Here is a 16,033-nt window from a genome sequence, read left to right as displayed (position 1 = left end):
ATGGCGATGGTCAAAGCGCTTAACCGGATCACGCTATTAGGAATGCCGAACAGTATTCGCATCACGTAACAATCGACCCGATGGGGCACAGTCGTTACAAGTTCTGATTTATTCAACAAAGCCCCGTTCATTAAAAAAACGGTTTACCGATTCCAATAATTTTTTTTCATCGCTGCCGGGCAATGAGCTTAATAATGCCTGCCACTCATTAATTCGCTTACGCGCTTCCGGTGTTGCGGGGCCGTAAAGTTGTTCCGTGCGCTGATTAATGGTGACGAAATCCCAATCCGCGCGCAGCGTTGCCGTCAGCAGCAACAGACTGCTGAACAGCAGAAGCATAACCCCTTTATTACGCCATGTCGTTATCCAGCGGCCATTCACCGGTGTTTCTCTTCGCTATTGACTGAACCAGAGTAAGCCTCTCATCCTCATTGCGGTGTGCAGGCCTTATTGCGTGAAAATACGCCATGCGGCCCTGTTGAACACAAGGCAGACATGCACACCTTCCTGGCGTGAGAAATATACCCGTCATACTTCAAGTTGCAGGTGCGTTGGCTGCACTCGCTCACCCGAATCACTTACCTGAGTGAGCTCATCGGGATTCGCTCACTTGCCGCCTTCCTGCAACTCGAATTATTTAGGGTATAGAATAGGCGCTGAGGGCGGAAACGCTGTCGATACAGACGAATTGTCGTTAACTATTATGGCAGAATAACCTACTTTTATGGCAGCCAAAAGTAATTATACCCGCCACGTTTTACGTCGCAGCGTTGTCACTCGAATCACCCCTTTACCCCTCTTCCTGCAACGCGAATTTTTTAGGGTATAGTAACAAGTTGGGCCAGCAGCGCACACCGTGTGTCAAGGAGAGGAAAATGAATTTAGCAACCTTGGTATCAGAAACCCGCAATCCGGCAACGAGGGAGCTGGACAGTCAAACAACGCTTGCGATGATGACGCTGTTCAATCAGGAAGACCGTAAAGTGCCCGAGGCGATAGGTCTGGTGTTGCCGGAGATTGCGCGCGCGGTGGATATAGCGGCTGCCAGAATGAAAGCAGGTGGGCGATTGATCTATCTCGGGGCGGGTACCAGCGGGAGATTAGGGGTGCTTGATGCGTCTGAATGTCTCCACCTACCTTTGGTGTGCCTCACGGGCTGGTTATCGGGTTGATAGCCGGTGGACCCGGCGCGTTGTTGAAGGCTGTTGAAGGTGCGGAGGACGATCCTGCCCTCGGTGAGGCCGATCTGGTTGCGCTGTCGCTGACGCCACAGGACACCGTGGTGGGGCTGGCCGCATCGGGTCGCACGCCTTATGTCATTGGCGCGCTGAAATATGCCCGGCGTCAAGGCTGTGGTACGGTCGCCATCTCTTGCAACCCAGCCTCCCCGATTGCCGCGCTGGCCGAGGTGGCGATTTCTCCCGTTGTGGGGCCGGAGGCGTTGACCGGTTCGACGCGTCTGAAATCAGGTACGGCACAAAAGCTGGTGCTTAACATGCTCTCCACGGGGGTGATGGTTAAGCTGGGAAAGGTGTACCAAAACTTGATGGTTGATGTAAAAGCCACCAATGAAAAACTGGTAGACCGGGCCTGTCGCATCGTGATGGAAGCCACAGGGGCCGCACGTGACGAGGCGCAACGAGCGTTACAAGAAACCGGCTATGCGGCCAAACCCGCTATACTGATGATCCTCAGCGGTATCAGCGCCACAGAGGCCGAGCAGCGGTTGGAAAGGCACCACGGTTATCTACGCGATGCGCTGTTACCCTGATATACCTGTAGGGTATAACGCGGTAATAGAGGCTGAGCGTGTCTTAACGCCTTACGCAAAAGCAGTTAATACATTGGCAAGGGGAAAACGGTTTGGGTGAACAATCACCGACACGTATCGTGTTTTTTGATTTGGACGGCACGCTACATCGTCAGGACATGTTTGGCTGTTTTTTTGCGAACACCGCTGGCGCGTGACGCGTGCAGGCACGCTGCAACAGTTGGAGTAACGGTGCCTGCGAGGCAATAAGCACTCTGCTTTTTCTTCACACCCTGTATAATGCGCGCGACCAAAAAAGCGCGATGAATACCCGGGAGGCACCATGAATGACACCCTTGATGGCCATGACACGCCTGATGAATATTGGATGCGTCATGCCCTGACTCTGGCCCAACGGGCGCAAGAGGAGGGGGAGGTGCCCGTTGGTGCCGTTCTGGTTCTGGATAATCAGGTGATTGGTGAGGGCTGGAATCGCCCCATCGGCCATCACGATCCAACGGCGCACGCCGAAATCATGGCGCTGCGTCAGGGGGGAAAAGTCTTGCAGAACTACCGCTTAATCAATGCGACGCTGTATGTGACACTTGAGCCTTGCGTGATGTGCGCCGGGGCGATGGTACACAGCCGCATTGGTCTACTGGTGTATGGTGCCAACGATGAAAAAACCGGGGCAGCAGGATCATTGGTCGACATCCTGCGCCATCCTGGCATGAATCATCAGATAGCGATCACGTCTGGCGTGCTGACTGCTGAATGCGCTCATATCCTCAGCGATTTTTTCCGTATACGCCGCGCGCAGCATAAAGCACGACGTGCTCAGGAAAAGGCTGACGGGGCAGCCTGATACCTTATTTGCCGAGTTTTTCTGGCGGTACGGCAGGGTAAGCGCTCGCTAACAGTTCCTGCTGCTGGATTTTATTGGCTTTCTCGGTCAGATACCCTTCCAGACTCAGCATATAGCGGCGGATATTTTCAACGTAGTTGTAGGCTTCGTGGCCGCGTGCATAGCCGTAGGTGGTCTGGGTATAGTAGCGTTTCTGGCTGAGCATCGGCAGGCGAACCTTCACATCCGCCCAGCTATCGGGATTACCCTTCTGTTTTTCCGTCAGTTTGCGCGCATCCAGCAGATGGGCATAGCCCATATTGTAAGAGGCCAGTGCAAACCAAATCTTCTCATCCACGGGGATGCTTTCCGGCATTTTTTCCATCATGTGCGCCAGATAGCGTGCGCCACCGCTAATGCTCTGTTCCGGATCGAGCCTGTCGGTCACATTCAGGCTCTCCGCAGTGTTACGCGTCAGCATCATCAACCCGCGCACGCCAGTCGGTGAGGTTGCCAACGGGTTCCAGTGCGATTCCTGATAAGACATGGCTGCCAGCAATTTCCAGTCAATGTCGCTGGCATATTTGGCAAACAACGGTTGCAGATCGGGCAAGGTGTTATCGATGGAGCTCAGGAAGGTGCGGGTATCGACATAATCAAATTCGCACACATGGCCGAGGTATTTCTCTTCCAGGCGCGCCAACGTGCCGTCTTCCACAGTTTGGCTGAAAAAGTCCAACAGTGCGGCGTACAGGCTGTCGTCCTGGGTACGGCGCATATACCAGGTGACCGGTTCTTCGTCGCTCAGATCGAACGCCACGGAAAGCTGCGGGTGAATGCGCTGCATCAAACCGATGGTGACGGAATCTGCCAGCGTGTAATCCAACGCGCCTTGCGCCACCTGTTTGAGCAAATCCTGCGTGCTCAGGTCTGAAGCGGCTTCCCAGCTTAACGCTGGATATTTATTGTTTTTCAAATCGCGTAACGTGGCGATATGGGCTGAGCCCGATGTGACCGCTAACCGACCGCTCAGTTTTTCCAGGTTTTTAGGGCGCGTGGCGCCCATGCGGTAAACCAGTTGCTGCGAAACGGAATAATACGTTGGTCCCGCGCGAAAGCGATCCAATCGCTCATGGTTGTAGATCAGCCCGGCGGCAAGCAGATCGGCATTGTCGTTGTCTAAATCATCGAACAGGGCGTCAAGATTTGGACGTGCCGACACCACCAGCTTCACGCCAAGGTAATCGGCGAATCGTTTAGCCAGTTCATAATCGAGTCCTGAGGGGGTTCCGTTACTGACGGTATAGGTTAGCGGCGAATTGAGCGTGCTGATACGCAGCTCGCCCCGAGAAAGGATATGATTGAGCTGGGTATCCTGGCCGCTGTGCCAGGGGATGTTGGGCCAGAGCGCCAACATCAGCAGTAACGTAATAACCCCGATGAAAAAATAATTTAATGTTAAACGCTTCAAATAGTTATCTCTCGGTGGCCGTGTGGCCTTTCTGTCTGTAACGGCAGTTTTTTTGTCTACACTCTCCCAGAGTGGGGGCATTTTGCTTAACAAACCGCCAGTGTGCAACAGTTATCCATCAGGTTAAAGTTTGACCATGACGAAAATAAGATGTGCAACAAACTCTGCACAAACGGTTTCGTCGGGCGTCACAATTCTCTATAATGACGCGCGTTTCCCCCCTTGGCTGCGCGACAAAGTAGCGCCCACTGACGTACTGAAACTCAGTACATCGAAGACGAGAGATTTTTTAGATGATGGAAATACTGCGTGGTTCACCTGCCCTATCGGCCTTCCATGTAAATAAGTTGCTGACGCGTTGCAAAGAGCACTTTTTGCCAATTAGTGACATCTATGCGGAGTACGTTCACTTCGCCGCCGTGCGTGCACCACTGAACAGCGATGAGCAGGTCAAACTGACACGACTGTTAAAATATGGCCCCTCTCTCGCGGAGCATGAGCCAAGTGGGCGCTTACTGTTGGTCACACCGCGTCCCGGCACCATTTCTCCCTGGTCTTCCAAAGCTACTGATATTGCGCGCAACTGCGGCCTGGACAAGGTGATTCGTCTGGAGCGCGGATTAGCCTTCTATATTCATGCGCCGACGCTGAGCGAAGAACAGTGGCAGCAACTGGGCGCGCTGCTGCATGACCGCATGATGGAAACGGTATTCACCGAGATGGCGCAGGCGGAACAGCTGTTTGCCCAACATCAGCCTGCCCCGTTGAAGCGGGTAGACGCTTTGCTGGAAGGGCGTAAGGCGTTGGAACAGGCCAACGTGCGTCTTGGATTGGCACTGGCGGAAGATGAAATTGACTACCTGTTGGATGCCTTTACCCGTTTGGGCCGCAATCCGACCGACATTGAACTCTATATGTTTGCTCAGGCCAACTCTGAGCACTGCCGCCACAAAATTTTTAACGCTGACTGGGTGATTGACGGTGAAGCACAGCCCAAGTCGCTGTTCAAAATGATCAAGAACACCTTCGAGCACACGCCGGAACACGTGTTGTCTGCTTATAAAGATAACGCGGCGGTGATGGAAGGCTCCGAAGCAGGGCGTTTCTTTGCCGATCCGCAAGGGCACTATGCCTACCATCAGGAACCGACACACATTCTGATGAAAGTGGAAACCCATAACCATCCGACGGCCATTTCTCCCTGGCCGGGGGCGGCGACCGGTTCCGGTGGCGAAATTCGCGATGAAGGGGCAACGGGGCGCGGTGCCAAACCCAAAGCGGGTCTGGTCGGGTTCTCGGTCTCTAACCTGCGTATTCCTAACTTTGAACAGCCGTGGGAAGAAGATTTCGGTAAGCCGGATCGTATCGTCAGCGCGTTGGACATTATGATTGATGGCCCGCTGGGCGGCGCGGCCTTTAATAACGAGTTTGGTCGCCCTGCGCTGACCGGTTACTTCCGTACATATGAAGAGCAGGTTGACAGCCATAACGGCAGCGAGCTGCGCGGTTATCACAAGCCGGTGATGCTGGCGGGCGGTATTGGTAACATCCGTGTCGATCACGTGAAAAAAGGCGAGATCACGGTAGGCGCCAAGCTGATTGTGCTGGGTGGCCCCTCCATGAATATCGGTCTGGGCGGCGGTGCAGCCTCCTCCATGGCCTCCGGCCAATCTGACGCCGATCTGGATTTCGCCTCCGTACAGCGCGATAACCCGGAAATGGAACGCCGTTGTCAGGAAGTGATCGACCGCTGCTGGCAGTTGGGTGAAGAGAACCCGATCCTGTTTATCCACGACGTGGGGGCGGGCGGTCTGTCCAACGCCATGCCGGAGCTGGTGAGTGATGGCGGGCGCGGCGGGCGCTTTGAGCTGCGCGACATTCTCAACGATGAGCCGGGCATGAGCCCGCTGGAAGTGTGGTGTAACGAATCGCAAGAGCGCTATGTACTGGCGGTTGCACCGGAAAAACTGGCGCTGTTTGATGAGCTGTGCCGCCGTGAGCGCGCCCCTTACGCTGTAATTGGTGAAGCGACGGAAGAGCAGCATTTAACCCTGAACGATCGCCACTTCAATAATCAGCCGATCGATCTGCCGCTCGACGTGCTGCTGGGCAAAACGCCGAAAATGCTGCGCGATGTTAAACGCCTGGCTAGCGAGGGCACATTGCTGAATCGCGAAGGTATCTTCCTGGCCGAAGCGGTAGAGTGTGTGATGCACCTGCCGGTGGTGGCAGAGAAAACCTTCCTGATCACCATTGGTGACCGTTCCGTAACCGGTATGGTGGCACGCGATCAGATGGTCGGACCGTGGCAGATCCCGGTGGCAAACTGTGCCGTCACTACTGCAAGCCTCGACAGCTACCACGGTGAAGCGATGTCGATTGGCGAACGTGCGCCTGTGGCGTTGCGTAACTTTGGTGCCTCCGCGCGTCTGGCGGTGGGGGAAGCGTTAACCAACATTGCCGCGACCCAGATTGGCGCGCTAACGCGCGTGAAGCTCTCCGCAAACTGGATGTCGGCAGCAGGACACCCCGGTGAAGATGCCGGACTTTACGAAGCGGTAAAAGCCATCGGCGAAGAACTCTGCCCGGCATTGGGGTTGACCATTCCGGTGGGTAAAGACTCCATGTCGATGAAAACCCGCTGGCAAGATGGCGATCAGGAGCGCAGCGTCACCTCTCCGCTTTCGCTGGTGATCACGGCATTCGCCCGCGTGGAAGATGTGCGTAAAACCGTCACGCCGCAGCTGCGCGCCGATCGTGATAACGTGCTGCTGCTTATCGACCTGGGTGCCGGACACCATACGCTGGGCGCGACAGCGCTGGCACAGGTCTATCGTCAGTTGGGCCGCCATACTGCGGATGTGCGTAATCCGCAACAGTTGGCTGGTTTCTTTAACGCTATCCAAACACTGGTGGTGGATGATGCGTTGCTGGCCTATCACGACCGTTCTGACGGTGGTCTGTTGGTGACGCTGGCAGAAATGGCGTTTACCGGTCACTGTGGTATCGAGGTTGATATCGCGGCATTGGGTAACGATCCGCTGGCCTCGCTGTTTACCGAAGAACTGGGTGCGGTGATTCAAGTGTCCGCCGATCGTCTGGCGCACGTTGAACAGGTACTGGCCGATCACGGTTTGGCTGATATTGTTCACCGTTTGGGTCATGCCGCTCAGGGCAACCACTTTGTGATTACGCATGGAAACGATGTGGTGTATCAGGAGAGCCGCACCACGCTGCGCACCTGGTGGGCGGAAACCACCTGGCAGATGCAGCGCCTGCGTGACAACCCGCACTGTGCCGATCAGGAACATGCTGCTAAACAGGATGAGACCGATCCGGGCCTGAATGTCTCACTGACTTTCGATCCAGCACAGGATATTGCTGCGCCCTTCATCGCCAAAGGTGTTCGTCCTAAAGTGGCGGTGTTGCGTGAGCAGGGTGTTAACTCTCACGTTGAAATGGCGGCCGCGTTCCATCGCGCCGGTTTTGACGCCATCGATGTGCACATGAATGATTTGCTGGCTGGTCGTCGCAACCTGCAAGACATCCAGGCGCTGGTCGCTTGCGGTGGCTTCTCTTACGGCGATGTGTTGGGTGCGGGCGAGGGCTGGGCGAAATCCATTCTGTTTAACCCGCGGGTGCGCGATGAGTTTGCCGCTTTCTTCCAACGTCCGCAAACGCTGGCACTCGGCGTGTGCAACGGTTGCCAGATGATGTCCAATCTGCGCGAACTGATCCCGGGTACAGACCACTGGCCGCGCTTTGTGCGCAACCTGTCTGACCGCTTTGAAGCGCGCTTCAGCCTGGTTGAAGTCACCAAAAGTCCGTCATTGTTTATGAATGACATGGTGGGATCGCGCATGCCAATCGCGGTTTCTCACGGTGAAGGGCACGTTGAAGTGCGCGATGCTGCCCACTTGGCGGCGTTGGAGCATGAGCATCTGGTCGCACTGCGCTTCGTGAACAACTTTGGGCAGGTAACCGAGAACTATCCGGCGAACCCGAACGGTTCTCCGAACGGCATCACGGCAGTCACCAGCACCAGTGGTCGTGCCACGGTGATGATGCCGCACCCGGAACGCGTTTTCCGTACCGTGAGTAACTCCTGGCACCCGGAAACCTGGGGTGAAGACAGCCCGTGGATGCGCATGTTCCGCAACGCGCGTCGTCAGCTTGGCTAAGGGTTAGCTGGACATTGACTATAAAAGGGGCGAATAGCCCCTTTTTAATCTGATGACAACGCCACGTTACCTGCTGGTCATCCTTGGCGAAAGCTGGGGAGCTCTGTAAGAGGAAACGCGTCTCTTCTGCAAGAGATTCCCGCTTTCGCGGGAATGACGGAGGGGGGAATGACGGTTTTAGGTAGGGTGTCGCAATACAGCGACAATCGGCTTTATTGGTGTCTCTGTTTGGAGACATTTAATTAATTGATTTTATTTAGTCGATACGTTGAGTGATATAAATCGTCTTTTTTTGACGACAGGTTTCAGCGATTCGCGGCGTAGTATGACGTGAATAAAGGCACCTCACCGTCCTTTAACCGACTGGTGTAAATTTAAGTTATTATTTATCAGTATTTTAAAATCAATGTTGCGAACTGGCATGAATAGTGCATAATGTCTCGCGTTGCTCATTCACCTCGTTATGATTGCGCTGTTGATGATGTCGCTTTGCGCTCATAACACTCCGAATGACGCCACAAGAAAGGGTGCCTATCGTCCACTACACCGATAACAGTCTGCCATGCAGCTTTATAAAACATCGGGCGACACGTTGAGTGAGGCACCACCTATTCAGTTGCCCGGTTAGCGCATACGCAACCGGGCAGCGACTGACTCTCTTTTCTGCACCTCTTGATGGGTTTATCACCCCCGCTTACTCAAGGGAAAAACATTGCGCTTTTATGCCACTTCGTTAGCATCATGACGGATGAATAAATAACGAGATGATTTCCTTGAAACGCTGGCGTCTGTTTCCGCGCTCTTTGCGCCAATTAGTGATTATGGCGTTCCTGCTGGTCCTTCTGCCGCTGTTGGTGCTGGCCTATCAGGCGTATGACAGCCTGGATACGCTGAGCGAACAAGCGGCGGACATTAACAAATCCATGCTGGTGGACGCGCGCCGCAGTGAAGCCATGAGTGGCACCGCATTGGCGATGGAGCGCAGCTATCGTCAATACTGTGTGCTGGATGACAGCACGCTGGCTACCCTCTACCAAAGCCAACACAAACAGTATGCGCAGATGCTGGAAGCGCACAGAAATGTCCTGCCCGATCCCCGCACTTACCAACAGCTAAGCCAGCACCTTGCTGCGCTGGCGACCCTGGATTGTGTCAATAGCACGCCGACTAACGCGGCGCAGGAACAACTGACGCAGTTTGCGCAGGCCAATGCGCAATTGCTGCAAATGACGCGTGAAGTGGTGTTTTCTCGCGGGCAGCAATTGCAACAGGGCATCGCCGAGCGCGGCAAGTTTTTCGGCTGGCAGTCGCTGGTACTGTTTATGGTCAGTTTGCTGTTAGTGGTGCTGTTTACCCGTATGATTATCGGACCGGTTAACGGCGTGGAGCGCATGATCAAACGCCTGGGAGAAGGGCGATCGCTCGGTAATACCAGCACCTTTAAGGGGCCAAGAGAGATTCGCACGCTGGCACAACGTATTATCTGGCTGAGTGAGCGACTTTCCTGGTTGGAATCGCAGCGGCACGAATTTCTGCGTCATATCTCCCATGAGCTGAAAACCCCGTTGGCGAGCCTGCGCGAAGGCACTTCGCTATTGGCCGACGAAGTTGTCGGGCCATTGACGTTGGATCAAAAAGACGTGGTGGCTATTCTGGATAACAGCAGTCGGCACCTGTTGGAACTTATCGATCAGTTGCTGGATTACAACCGCAAGCTGGCGGATACCCCAACGGAGATGGAGCCTGTCGACATTGATGAAGTGGTGGATATTGTGATGTCTTCGCACAGTTTGCCGGCGCGCACCAAGGCGATACACACCGAAACGCGGCTTGATATTACCCAGTGCTGGGCCGAGACCACATTACTGATGCGCATTATCGATAATCTCTATTCCAATGCGGTGCACTACGGCAAGGAATCCGGTAACATTTGGATTCGGAGTCGCCAGCATGGGCACCGGGTTCAAATCGATGTCGCCAACGATGGCGCGTTGATCCCTGAAGCAGAACAAGGCATGATTTTTGAGCCCTTTTATCAGGGAAGCCACCAGCGCAAAGGTGCGGTGAAAGGCAGCGGTCTTGGGTTGAGCATTGCGCGCGATTGTATTCGTCGTATGCGGGGGGAACTGAGCCTGATACCGGTGGATTATGCTGATGTCTGTTTTCGTATTGAATTGCCCTTAACCGCTGAGAATGAATAACAAATGAAAGCAAGGTGCTCTGACGGCAGGGTTCGCGGTTCGGTGTTGGCGCTCCTGGCGCTGCTCGCGGGCTGCGTTGACACCACCCATCACCGTATTGCGATACGTGATGTTGAAAATGTCACGCCGAGGGAACAAGTGAGCGACTACCGTCTGACGCAGTGCGATAGCCTGTGGCACATTGACGATCGCGACGCGGTGAATAACGCCCTATATTGGTTGCGCGCGATGGATTGTGCTGAGCGATTAACCCCGCAACAGGCGCGTGAGGCGGCGCAAACGCTGGGGAGCACGACCTGGGATCAGGCATTCAAGCAGAGCATTTTACTCGATCAAGTCAAAATCACCCCGGCGGAACGGCGTCAGGCGCTCGATCGGCTGAATGGGTTTCAAACGGACTTTCCCGCGGCGCTGCGTCCGCTGCTGCAAACCTGGCAGGACAAGCAAACGTTCTGGCTGGCGTTGACGGATGAGCGCATACGCACTCAGCGTTTGCAGGAGGCCAACGACAAACAGCTCGAAGCGATGCGGGTTCAACAGAACAATTTGCAATATCAACTGGATGTGACGACTCGCAAGCTGGAAAACCTGACAGATATTGAGCGTCAGCTTTCCACCCGCAAGCCGATGAGCAGTGAACTTCCGGAGCCTGCGGCTTCGCATGAGTCTGGCGCGGTGGAACGCCACGGTGCGCCTGCGGCGTCAAAATAGGAGCCTACACGCCCATGACAATTCGAAAAACGGCTGATTTGCTGCTGGTCGATGACGATCCCAGTTTGCTAAAACTGCTGGGTATGCGTTTGACCAGCGAAGGGTTTCATGTCGTGACGGCTGAAAGCGGCGCGGAAGCGCTGCGCGTGCTGGCACGCGATAGCATTGATTTGGTCATCAGCGATTTGCGCATGGATGAAATGGATGGCCTGGCGCTGTTTTCTGAAATACAGAAGCAGCAGCCAGGGCTGCCGGTGATCATTCTTACCGCCCACGGATCGATTCCAGACGCTGTGGCCGCGACGCAGCAAGGGGTATTTGGCTTTTTGACCAAACCGGTGGATCGCGATGCGCTCTATAAGGCGATCGATGATGCGCTGGCGCTCAGCGCCCCAGCCGGAGAATCTCACTGGCGAGAAACCATCGTGACGCGCAGCCCGGTGATGCTGCGTCTGCTGGAACAAGCTAAACTGGTGGCGCAATCTGACGTGAGCGTGCTGATTAATGGCCTGAGCGGAACAGGGAAAGAGGTGCTGGCGCGGGCAATCCACAGTGCCAGTCCGCGTGCAAAAAACGCCTTTATCGCTATCAACTGCGGTGCACTGCCAGAACCGTTGCTGGAGTCTGAACTGTTTGGTCATGCCAAAGGCGCGTTTACCGGTGCGGTCAGCAGCCGCGAGGGGCTGTTTCAGGCGGCCGAAGGGGGCACGCTGTTCCTTGACGAAATCGGCGATATGCCGCTGTCTTTACAGGTCAAACTGCTGCGTGTATTGCAGGAACGCAAGGTGCGCCCATTGGGCAGCAATCGGGATATCGATATCAATGTGCGCATTCTCTCCGCCACGCACCGCGATTTGCCGGTAGCCATGGAAAAAGGCGAATTTCGTGAAGATCTCTACTACCGTTTAAATGTAGTGACCATGAAATTGCCCGCACTGCATGAACGGGCCGAGGATATTCCGCTGCTGGCAAATCATCTGCTGCGTGAAGCGGCCAATCGTCATAAGCCGTTCGTTCGCAGTTTTTCCAGTGATGCGATGAAACGCTTGATGACGGCGAGTTGGCCCGGTAATGTGCGTCAACTGGTGAATGTGATTGAACGCTGCGTGGCGTTGACCAGTGCGCCAGTGATTAACGATGCGCTGGTAGAACAGGCGTTGGAAGGCGAGAATACCGCGTTGCCGACCTTTGTGGAGGCACGTCACCAGTTTGAGCTGAACTATTTACGTAAGTTGCTGCAAATTGCCAAAGGCAACGTGACGCAGGCGGCCAGAATGGCGGGGCGTAATCGCACCGAATTCTATAAATTGCTTGGACGTCACGCATTGGATGCTAACGATTTTAAAGAGTGACAACGCGTTTGACGTTGTTGCACCTGGCGTTACCGTTTCACTGAATGTTTGTTACTGATGCCCGACTGCGGTCGAAGAGAAACAGGTTCACAAAGGTTATTTCATGAAAAAAATAGATGCAATTATCAAACCGTTTAAATTGGACGACGTGCGTGAAGCGTTAGCCGAAGTGGGTATCACCGGCATGACCGTCACGGAAGTAAAAGGATTCGGGCGCCAGAAGGGCCATACCGAACTGTATCGCGGTGCAGAATATATGGTCGATTTTCTGCCCAAGGTAAAAATCGAGCTGGTGGTTGCCGATGACATCGTCGATACCTGTGTCGAAACCATCATTCAGACCGCCCAGACCGGCAAAATTGGTGACGGCAAGATTTTCGTGTTTGATGTGGCACGCGTAGTGCGTATCCGTACTGGCGAAGAAGACGAAGCGGCTATCTGATGCTTTAGCCACGATCCCCGCCGAGCGAGGATCGTGGAACGTCCTGTCAAGGTGCGGTGGGTGTCCAGCCCGCCAGAACCTTTTCCTTACTGTATTCTGCGGCCTGCTCTGCGGTGAGCTGACGCCGTCCGTCATTTTTTTCTGCGCCCGCACCGGTTGATTGGTATTCGAAGAAACGCGAATCCTGCGGCTGGAACCAGATTTTCTCGCCTTTGATATCTTTGCCGGACATTTTGTCCCAACCGTAGATCACATCGTCCATCTGGGTGTTGATAAACACCGTTTGTCCGATAGCGTTAGGGTCGGCATAGCGGCCATCAGGGAAGGTGGTCGTCGGATGCCAGGGGCGACCGAGCGCATAGCTTTTCGCGGGGACATTGCTGCCTTCCTTGAACACCCGGCTGTTAGTAATCACCAGACCGCACTTCTGATTGATATCAGTGCTGGGAGCGGTCAGGTAGCCATAGGATTCATCGCCGGGATTAACGCGCGTGCGGGCGACGATATCGCAATCATCAAACAGCGCCGTGCCGTTACCGAAAATAAAGTCCACGGTGCCGCTGATACGGCATTTCTCAAAGAAACTGCGACCCCCTTTGACATACAGCGTGTCTTGATAACCTACCAGGCTGACATCGTGGAAGTAGGCACGATCGCTCTTCTCCGCCACCAACAGTGCCACGGCCTGAGTGTCTTTTATCTTGGTCGGGTCATCACTCTTCTTGGCTTCATTGCCCAGATAGTCAAAATCGTTACGGATGGTGAGCGTACGGGCACTGAAATCAGGCGCATCTATCTTTACCGTATAGCTGCCGGAGGTACCCCATTTGGAGCCGTCTGGCTTCAGGGCACCGGCGGCAGTATCCACAGCAATAATGGTGTGGTCACGGTCTTCGCCCTTAAAATGCACGTTGGGGCGGGTAATCACCAGGCGCTCGTGGTAGGTGCCCTTTTTGATGTAAATAACAAACGGTGTGGTATCGGCAGGCGCGCTGGCGATAGCCTCACCAATGGTTTTAAAGGTGTTGGGTGCAGCAGGTGCAGTGGCAGAAACCACCGCGTTAACATCTGAACTGGCAATGACGTGCTGCCAGGGTGCGGCCACCAGAACGGCCAGCGCAATCGCGCCTGAGAGGGGTTTAAACATACCGATCATTCCTTAACTGTAGTGTCCGAGAGGTAAAGCCCATCTATTCGCACGATGGGAAAGCGCCCCTGAGCAAACGCTCAGGGGAGTAAAGCCTTAGTGTTTTTTCTTGAGCAGATGATCAGCCAGCGGGCGCAGTGCGTCGTCGGCGCGAATGTTGTCTGCGACGATCTCGGCCACGGCAATCGCGCCTTTTTGTTGGAAATGGGTGGTATCCGGTTTGCTGGTGCTGCCCGCCTGATCTTTGTAGTACGGGTAGCGTTTAGGATCGATCACCAGCCAGTACTGTTTCCAGTGATGTCCTTTATCCCGGTTAGCCAGTGCAATGGTATCGGGTTCGACATCCAGCAACGGGACATTGTTGGCTTTCGCGGTATCTTTGATGGTTTGGCTGTAGTCACCGATAAAGGCAAAGCCTTTCAGCATTTTGACGGGTGAAGTGACTGTGAACGGCAGGGGTGCCGTCTTTGCCTTGTGCATCTTTCACGCGGGTTGTTGGCGTTAACAGCACTGGGATCATCTGATGCTGGCGGGCATAGGTGATATAGCGTTCCAGCGCGTTCTGGAATGACATGTCTGGTTTACCCTGCGGGAATTGGCGCTTGCCTGCCGCATCATTGGGATAGGTACACAGGTTGCCGACATCCGCTGCGCCGCGTACCGCTCTGGCACCGTTACAGTTCTGATCGTTGTGGCCCATCTGAATGAAAATGTAGTCGCCGGGTTGCATCAGCGGCTGCATCTGTTGGAACCAGCCTTCATAGAAGAAATCGCGCGAGCTGCGTCCGGCACGGGCACCGTTGATCACTTTGACGCTGCCGTCATGGCGGAATTGCTGTTCAAACACCTGTGCCCAGCCCATGCGTGGGAAACGCAGTTTCTCGTAGTTGGCAGCGGTGGAGTCGCCAACGATAAAGATGCGCGTCTTGGCCTTTTTGATCTCATCCAACTGACGACGCGCATAGCCATAATCCAGCCCTTCGTAGCTGCCATCGGCGCTAAGACCGACGATCGGTCGGAACACGCTGTCCGTCAGTACGGTGTGGCCCGCTTGCCCGCTGTCGTTATGGTAGTTGCGGTTGTGATTGATTACGTCGACCAGTTGGCGAACGGCTTTTTGCTGCGTTGCCGGGTAGTGCAGGGGATCAAACTGTGCAGGGTTAGTGATGCCCGCCTGTTTTAACGCGGGACAGAAACCGGCATGAAACACCGCATTAGCCTGTTTCCAGGTTGCGGCTGAGAGCGCGGGCGTTCCTGCATCATCGGAGAGTTGCTGAGGTCCGATGTAGCCTGCCGTCGCGGCCATGTCGGAGGCGATGCGATCGGTAAACGGGTTGATGTTGGCGATGTTTCCTTTACCCGATTGAGCGGTTGGCAACAACGCGCTCAGGCAGATGGCACGCGCCTGATTGTTCAACAAACAGTTATTGCCGCCGGACTCGACCGCAGACAGGCGCAGCGGTGCCGTTAATTCAGACACGTCCAACTGGTAGTGGCCTTGCTCATCCGTTTGCGTTTGGCGACGGTGCCCTTGTTGGTCACGCACAATAATGGTGGCGGGCAGGCGCGCATCGCGGTGTGCAACGATGCCTTCGAGCGTAGTGTGTTCTCCCAACACCGTGGCGGGCAGCGTTTCGCTAGCCGGTGCTGCATTCTTTTGTGCATGGGCATAGCCCACGGAAGCGCTAATCAGCAGCGCGAGCGTAATGCGGTGAGAAAATCGTGTAGACATGGTCAGATACATCCCTTGTAGCAAAAAGTAGTAAAAAAGACGACGTCGTTTTGGTGGTGTGCAACAGGCTTGCCGCAGTGCTAGGCTGTGTCCCTTAATTGCGTAACCGGTGGTAAAACACGCGGATGCAGCCCAGTTTCACCATTGCTAGATAGTTTCTTGCCGTTTTTTCATAACGTGTGGCGATCCGTCGATATTCCTT

Annotated in this window: 9 protein-coding genes and 4 pseudogenes; 8 read left to right on the top strand and 5 right to left on the bottom strand. The window is 54.7% G+C overall.

Going from position 1 to position 16,033, the window contains the following annotated elements; all coding sequences use genetic code 11:
• Positions 1 to 69: pseudogene (locus tag ACTBDZ_RS08275) on the top strand (surface-adhesin E family protein); the annotation flags it as partial.
• Positions 70 to 108: 39 nt separating this feature from the next.
• Here the strand turns inward: ACTBDZ_RS08275 and ACTBDZ_RS08270 are convergent.
• The gene (locus tag ACTBDZ_RS08270) at positions 109 to 339 is read right to left on the bottom strand and encodes a hypothetical protein (RefSeq protein WP_438814967.1); all 231 of its coding nucleotides are present in this window, start codon (positions 337 to 339) and stop codon (positions 109 to 111) included.
• A 536-nt stretch (positions 340 to 875) separates the two neighbouring features.
• Between ACTBDZ_RS08270 and murQ the strand changes: the two are divergent.
• Both murQ and tadA read left to right on the top strand, forming a co-directional pair.
• Positions 876 to 1,771 (top strand): annotated as a pseudogene (gene murQ, locus ACTBDZ_RS08265) (N-acetylmuramic acid 6-phosphate etherase).
• A gap of 322 nt (positions 1,772 to 2,093) precedes the next feature.
• A complete protein-coding gene (gene tadA / locus ACTBDZ_RS08260) occupies positions 2,094 to 2,615 on the top strand; it encodes a tRNA adenosine(34) deaminase TadA (RefSeq protein WP_438814966.1) in 522 nt (173 codons plus the stop codon).
• Positions 2,616 to 2,619: 4 nt separating this feature from the next.
• Here tadA and mltF read toward each other — a convergent pair whose 3' ends face one another.
• Entirely contained in the window at positions 2,620 to 4,146 is a 1,527-nt protein-coding gene (gene mltF / locus ACTBDZ_RS08255) for a membrane-bound lytic murein transglycosylase MltF (RefSeq protein ID WP_438814969.1), read from the bottom strand.
• 215 nt (positions 4,147 to 4,361) lie between these two features.
• On the opposite strand from mltF, the gene purL reads away from it, so the two are divergent.
• From purL to glnB, 5 genes are all read left to right on the top strand, one after another.
• Complete coding sequence (gene purL, locus ACTBDZ_RS08250; protein WP_438814968.1) at positions 4,362 to 8,246, top strand: phosphoribosylformylglycinamidine synthase; 3,885 nt, start codon at positions 4,362 to 4,364, stop codon at positions 8,244 to 8,246.
• Between the two features lie 764 nt (positions 8,247 to 9,010).
• On the top strand, positions 9,011 to 10,447 hold the full coding sequence (locus ACTBDZ_RS08245; protein ID WP_438814965.1) for a sensor histidine kinase: 1,437 nt from the start codon (positions 9,011 to 9,013) through the stop codon (positions 10,445 to 10,447).
• 3 nt (positions 10,448 to 10,450) lie between these two features.
• Positions 10,451 to 11,158, top strand: a complete 708-nt coding sequence (qseG, locus tag ACTBDZ_RS08240) for a two-component system QseEF-associated lipoprotein QseG (RefSeq protein ID WP_438814964.1) — start codon at positions 10,451 to 10,453, stop codon at positions 11,156 to 11,158.
• Positions 11,159 to 11,172: 14 nt separating this feature from the next.
• Positions 11,173 to 12,510: a two-component system response regulator GlrR gene (gene glrR, locus ACTBDZ_RS08235; RefSeq protein WP_438814963.1), complete on the top strand. Its 1,338-nt coding sequence runs from the start codon at positions 11,173 to 11,175 to the stop codon at positions 12,508 to 12,510.
• 103 nt (positions 12,511 to 12,613) lie between these two features.
• The gene (gene glnB, locus ACTBDZ_RS08230) at positions 12,614 to 12,952 is read left to right on the top strand and encodes a nitrogen regulatory protein P-II (RefSeq protein WP_195315181.1); all 339 of its coding nucleotides are present in this window, start codon (positions 12,614 to 12,616) and stop codon (positions 12,950 to 12,952) included.
• Positions 12,953 to 12,998: 46 nt separating this feature from the next.
• Here glnB and pemA read toward each other — a convergent pair whose 3' ends face one another.
• From pemA to ACTBDZ_RS08215, 3 genes and pseudogenes are all read right to left on the bottom strand, one after another.
• Positions 12,999 to 14,099, bottom strand: coding sequence for a pectinesterase PemA (pemA, locus tag ACTBDZ_RS08225; RefSeq protein WP_438814962.1), 1,101 nt, complete (start codon positions 14,097 to 14,099; stop codon positions 12,999 to 13,001).
• Between the two features lie 96 nt (positions 14,100 to 14,195).
• Positions 14,196 to 15,831 (bottom strand): annotated as a pseudogene (gene paeY / locus ACTBDZ_RS08220) (pectin acetylesterase PaeY).
• A 94-nt stretch (positions 15,832 to 15,925) separates the two neighbouring features.
• Positions 15,926 to 16,033, bottom strand: a pseudogene (locus ACTBDZ_RS08215) (IS5 family transposase); the annotation flags it as partial.

It is taken from the genome of Symbiopectobacterium sp. (assembly GCF_051710365.1).
Classification (GTDB): domain Bacteria; phylum Pseudomonadota; class Gammaproteobacteria; order Enterobacterales; family Enterobacteriaceae; genus Symbiopectobacterium.
The sequence above is the reverse complement of the archived record's forward strand: the minus strand, read 5'-3'. Positions and strand labels throughout refer to the sequence as shown.

Bases quoted from the DNA above. Each gene is read 5' to 3' on its own strand.
- purL (WP_438814968.1), top strand. From the start codon at position 4,362: ATGGAAATACTGCGTGGTTCACCTGCCCTATCGGCCTTCCATGTAAAT.
- ACTBDZ_RS08270 (WP_438814967.1), bottom strand. From the start codon at position 339: ATGCTTCTGCTGTTCAGCAGTCTGTTGCTGCTGACGGCAACGCTGCGC.
- glnB (WP_195315181.1), top strand. From the start codon at position 12,614: ATGAAAAAAATAGATGCAATTATCAAACCGTTTAAATTGGACGACGTG.
- glrR (WP_438814963.1), top strand. From the start codon at position 11,173: ATGACAATTCGAAAAACGGCTGATTTGCTGCTGGTCGATGACGATCCC.
- ACTBDZ_RS08245 (WP_438814965.1), top strand. From the start codon at position 9,011: ATGATTTCCTTGAAACGCTGGCGTCTGTTTCCGCGCTCTTTGCGCCAA.
- mltF (WP_438814969.1), bottom strand. From the start codon at position 4,146: ATGCCCCCACTCTGGGAGAGTGTAGACAAAAAAACTGCCGTTACAGAC.
- qseG (WP_438814964.1), top strand. From the start codon at position 10,451: ATGAAAGCAAGGTGCTCTGACGGCAGGGTTCGCGGTTCGGTGTTGGCG.
- tadA (WP_438814966.1), top strand. From the start codon at position 2,094: ATGAATGACACCCTTGATGGCCATGACACGCCTGATGAATATTGGATG.
- pemA (WP_438814962.1), bottom strand. From the start codon at position 14,099: ATGTTTAAACCCCTCTCAGGCGCGATTGCGCTGGCCGTTCTGGTGGCC.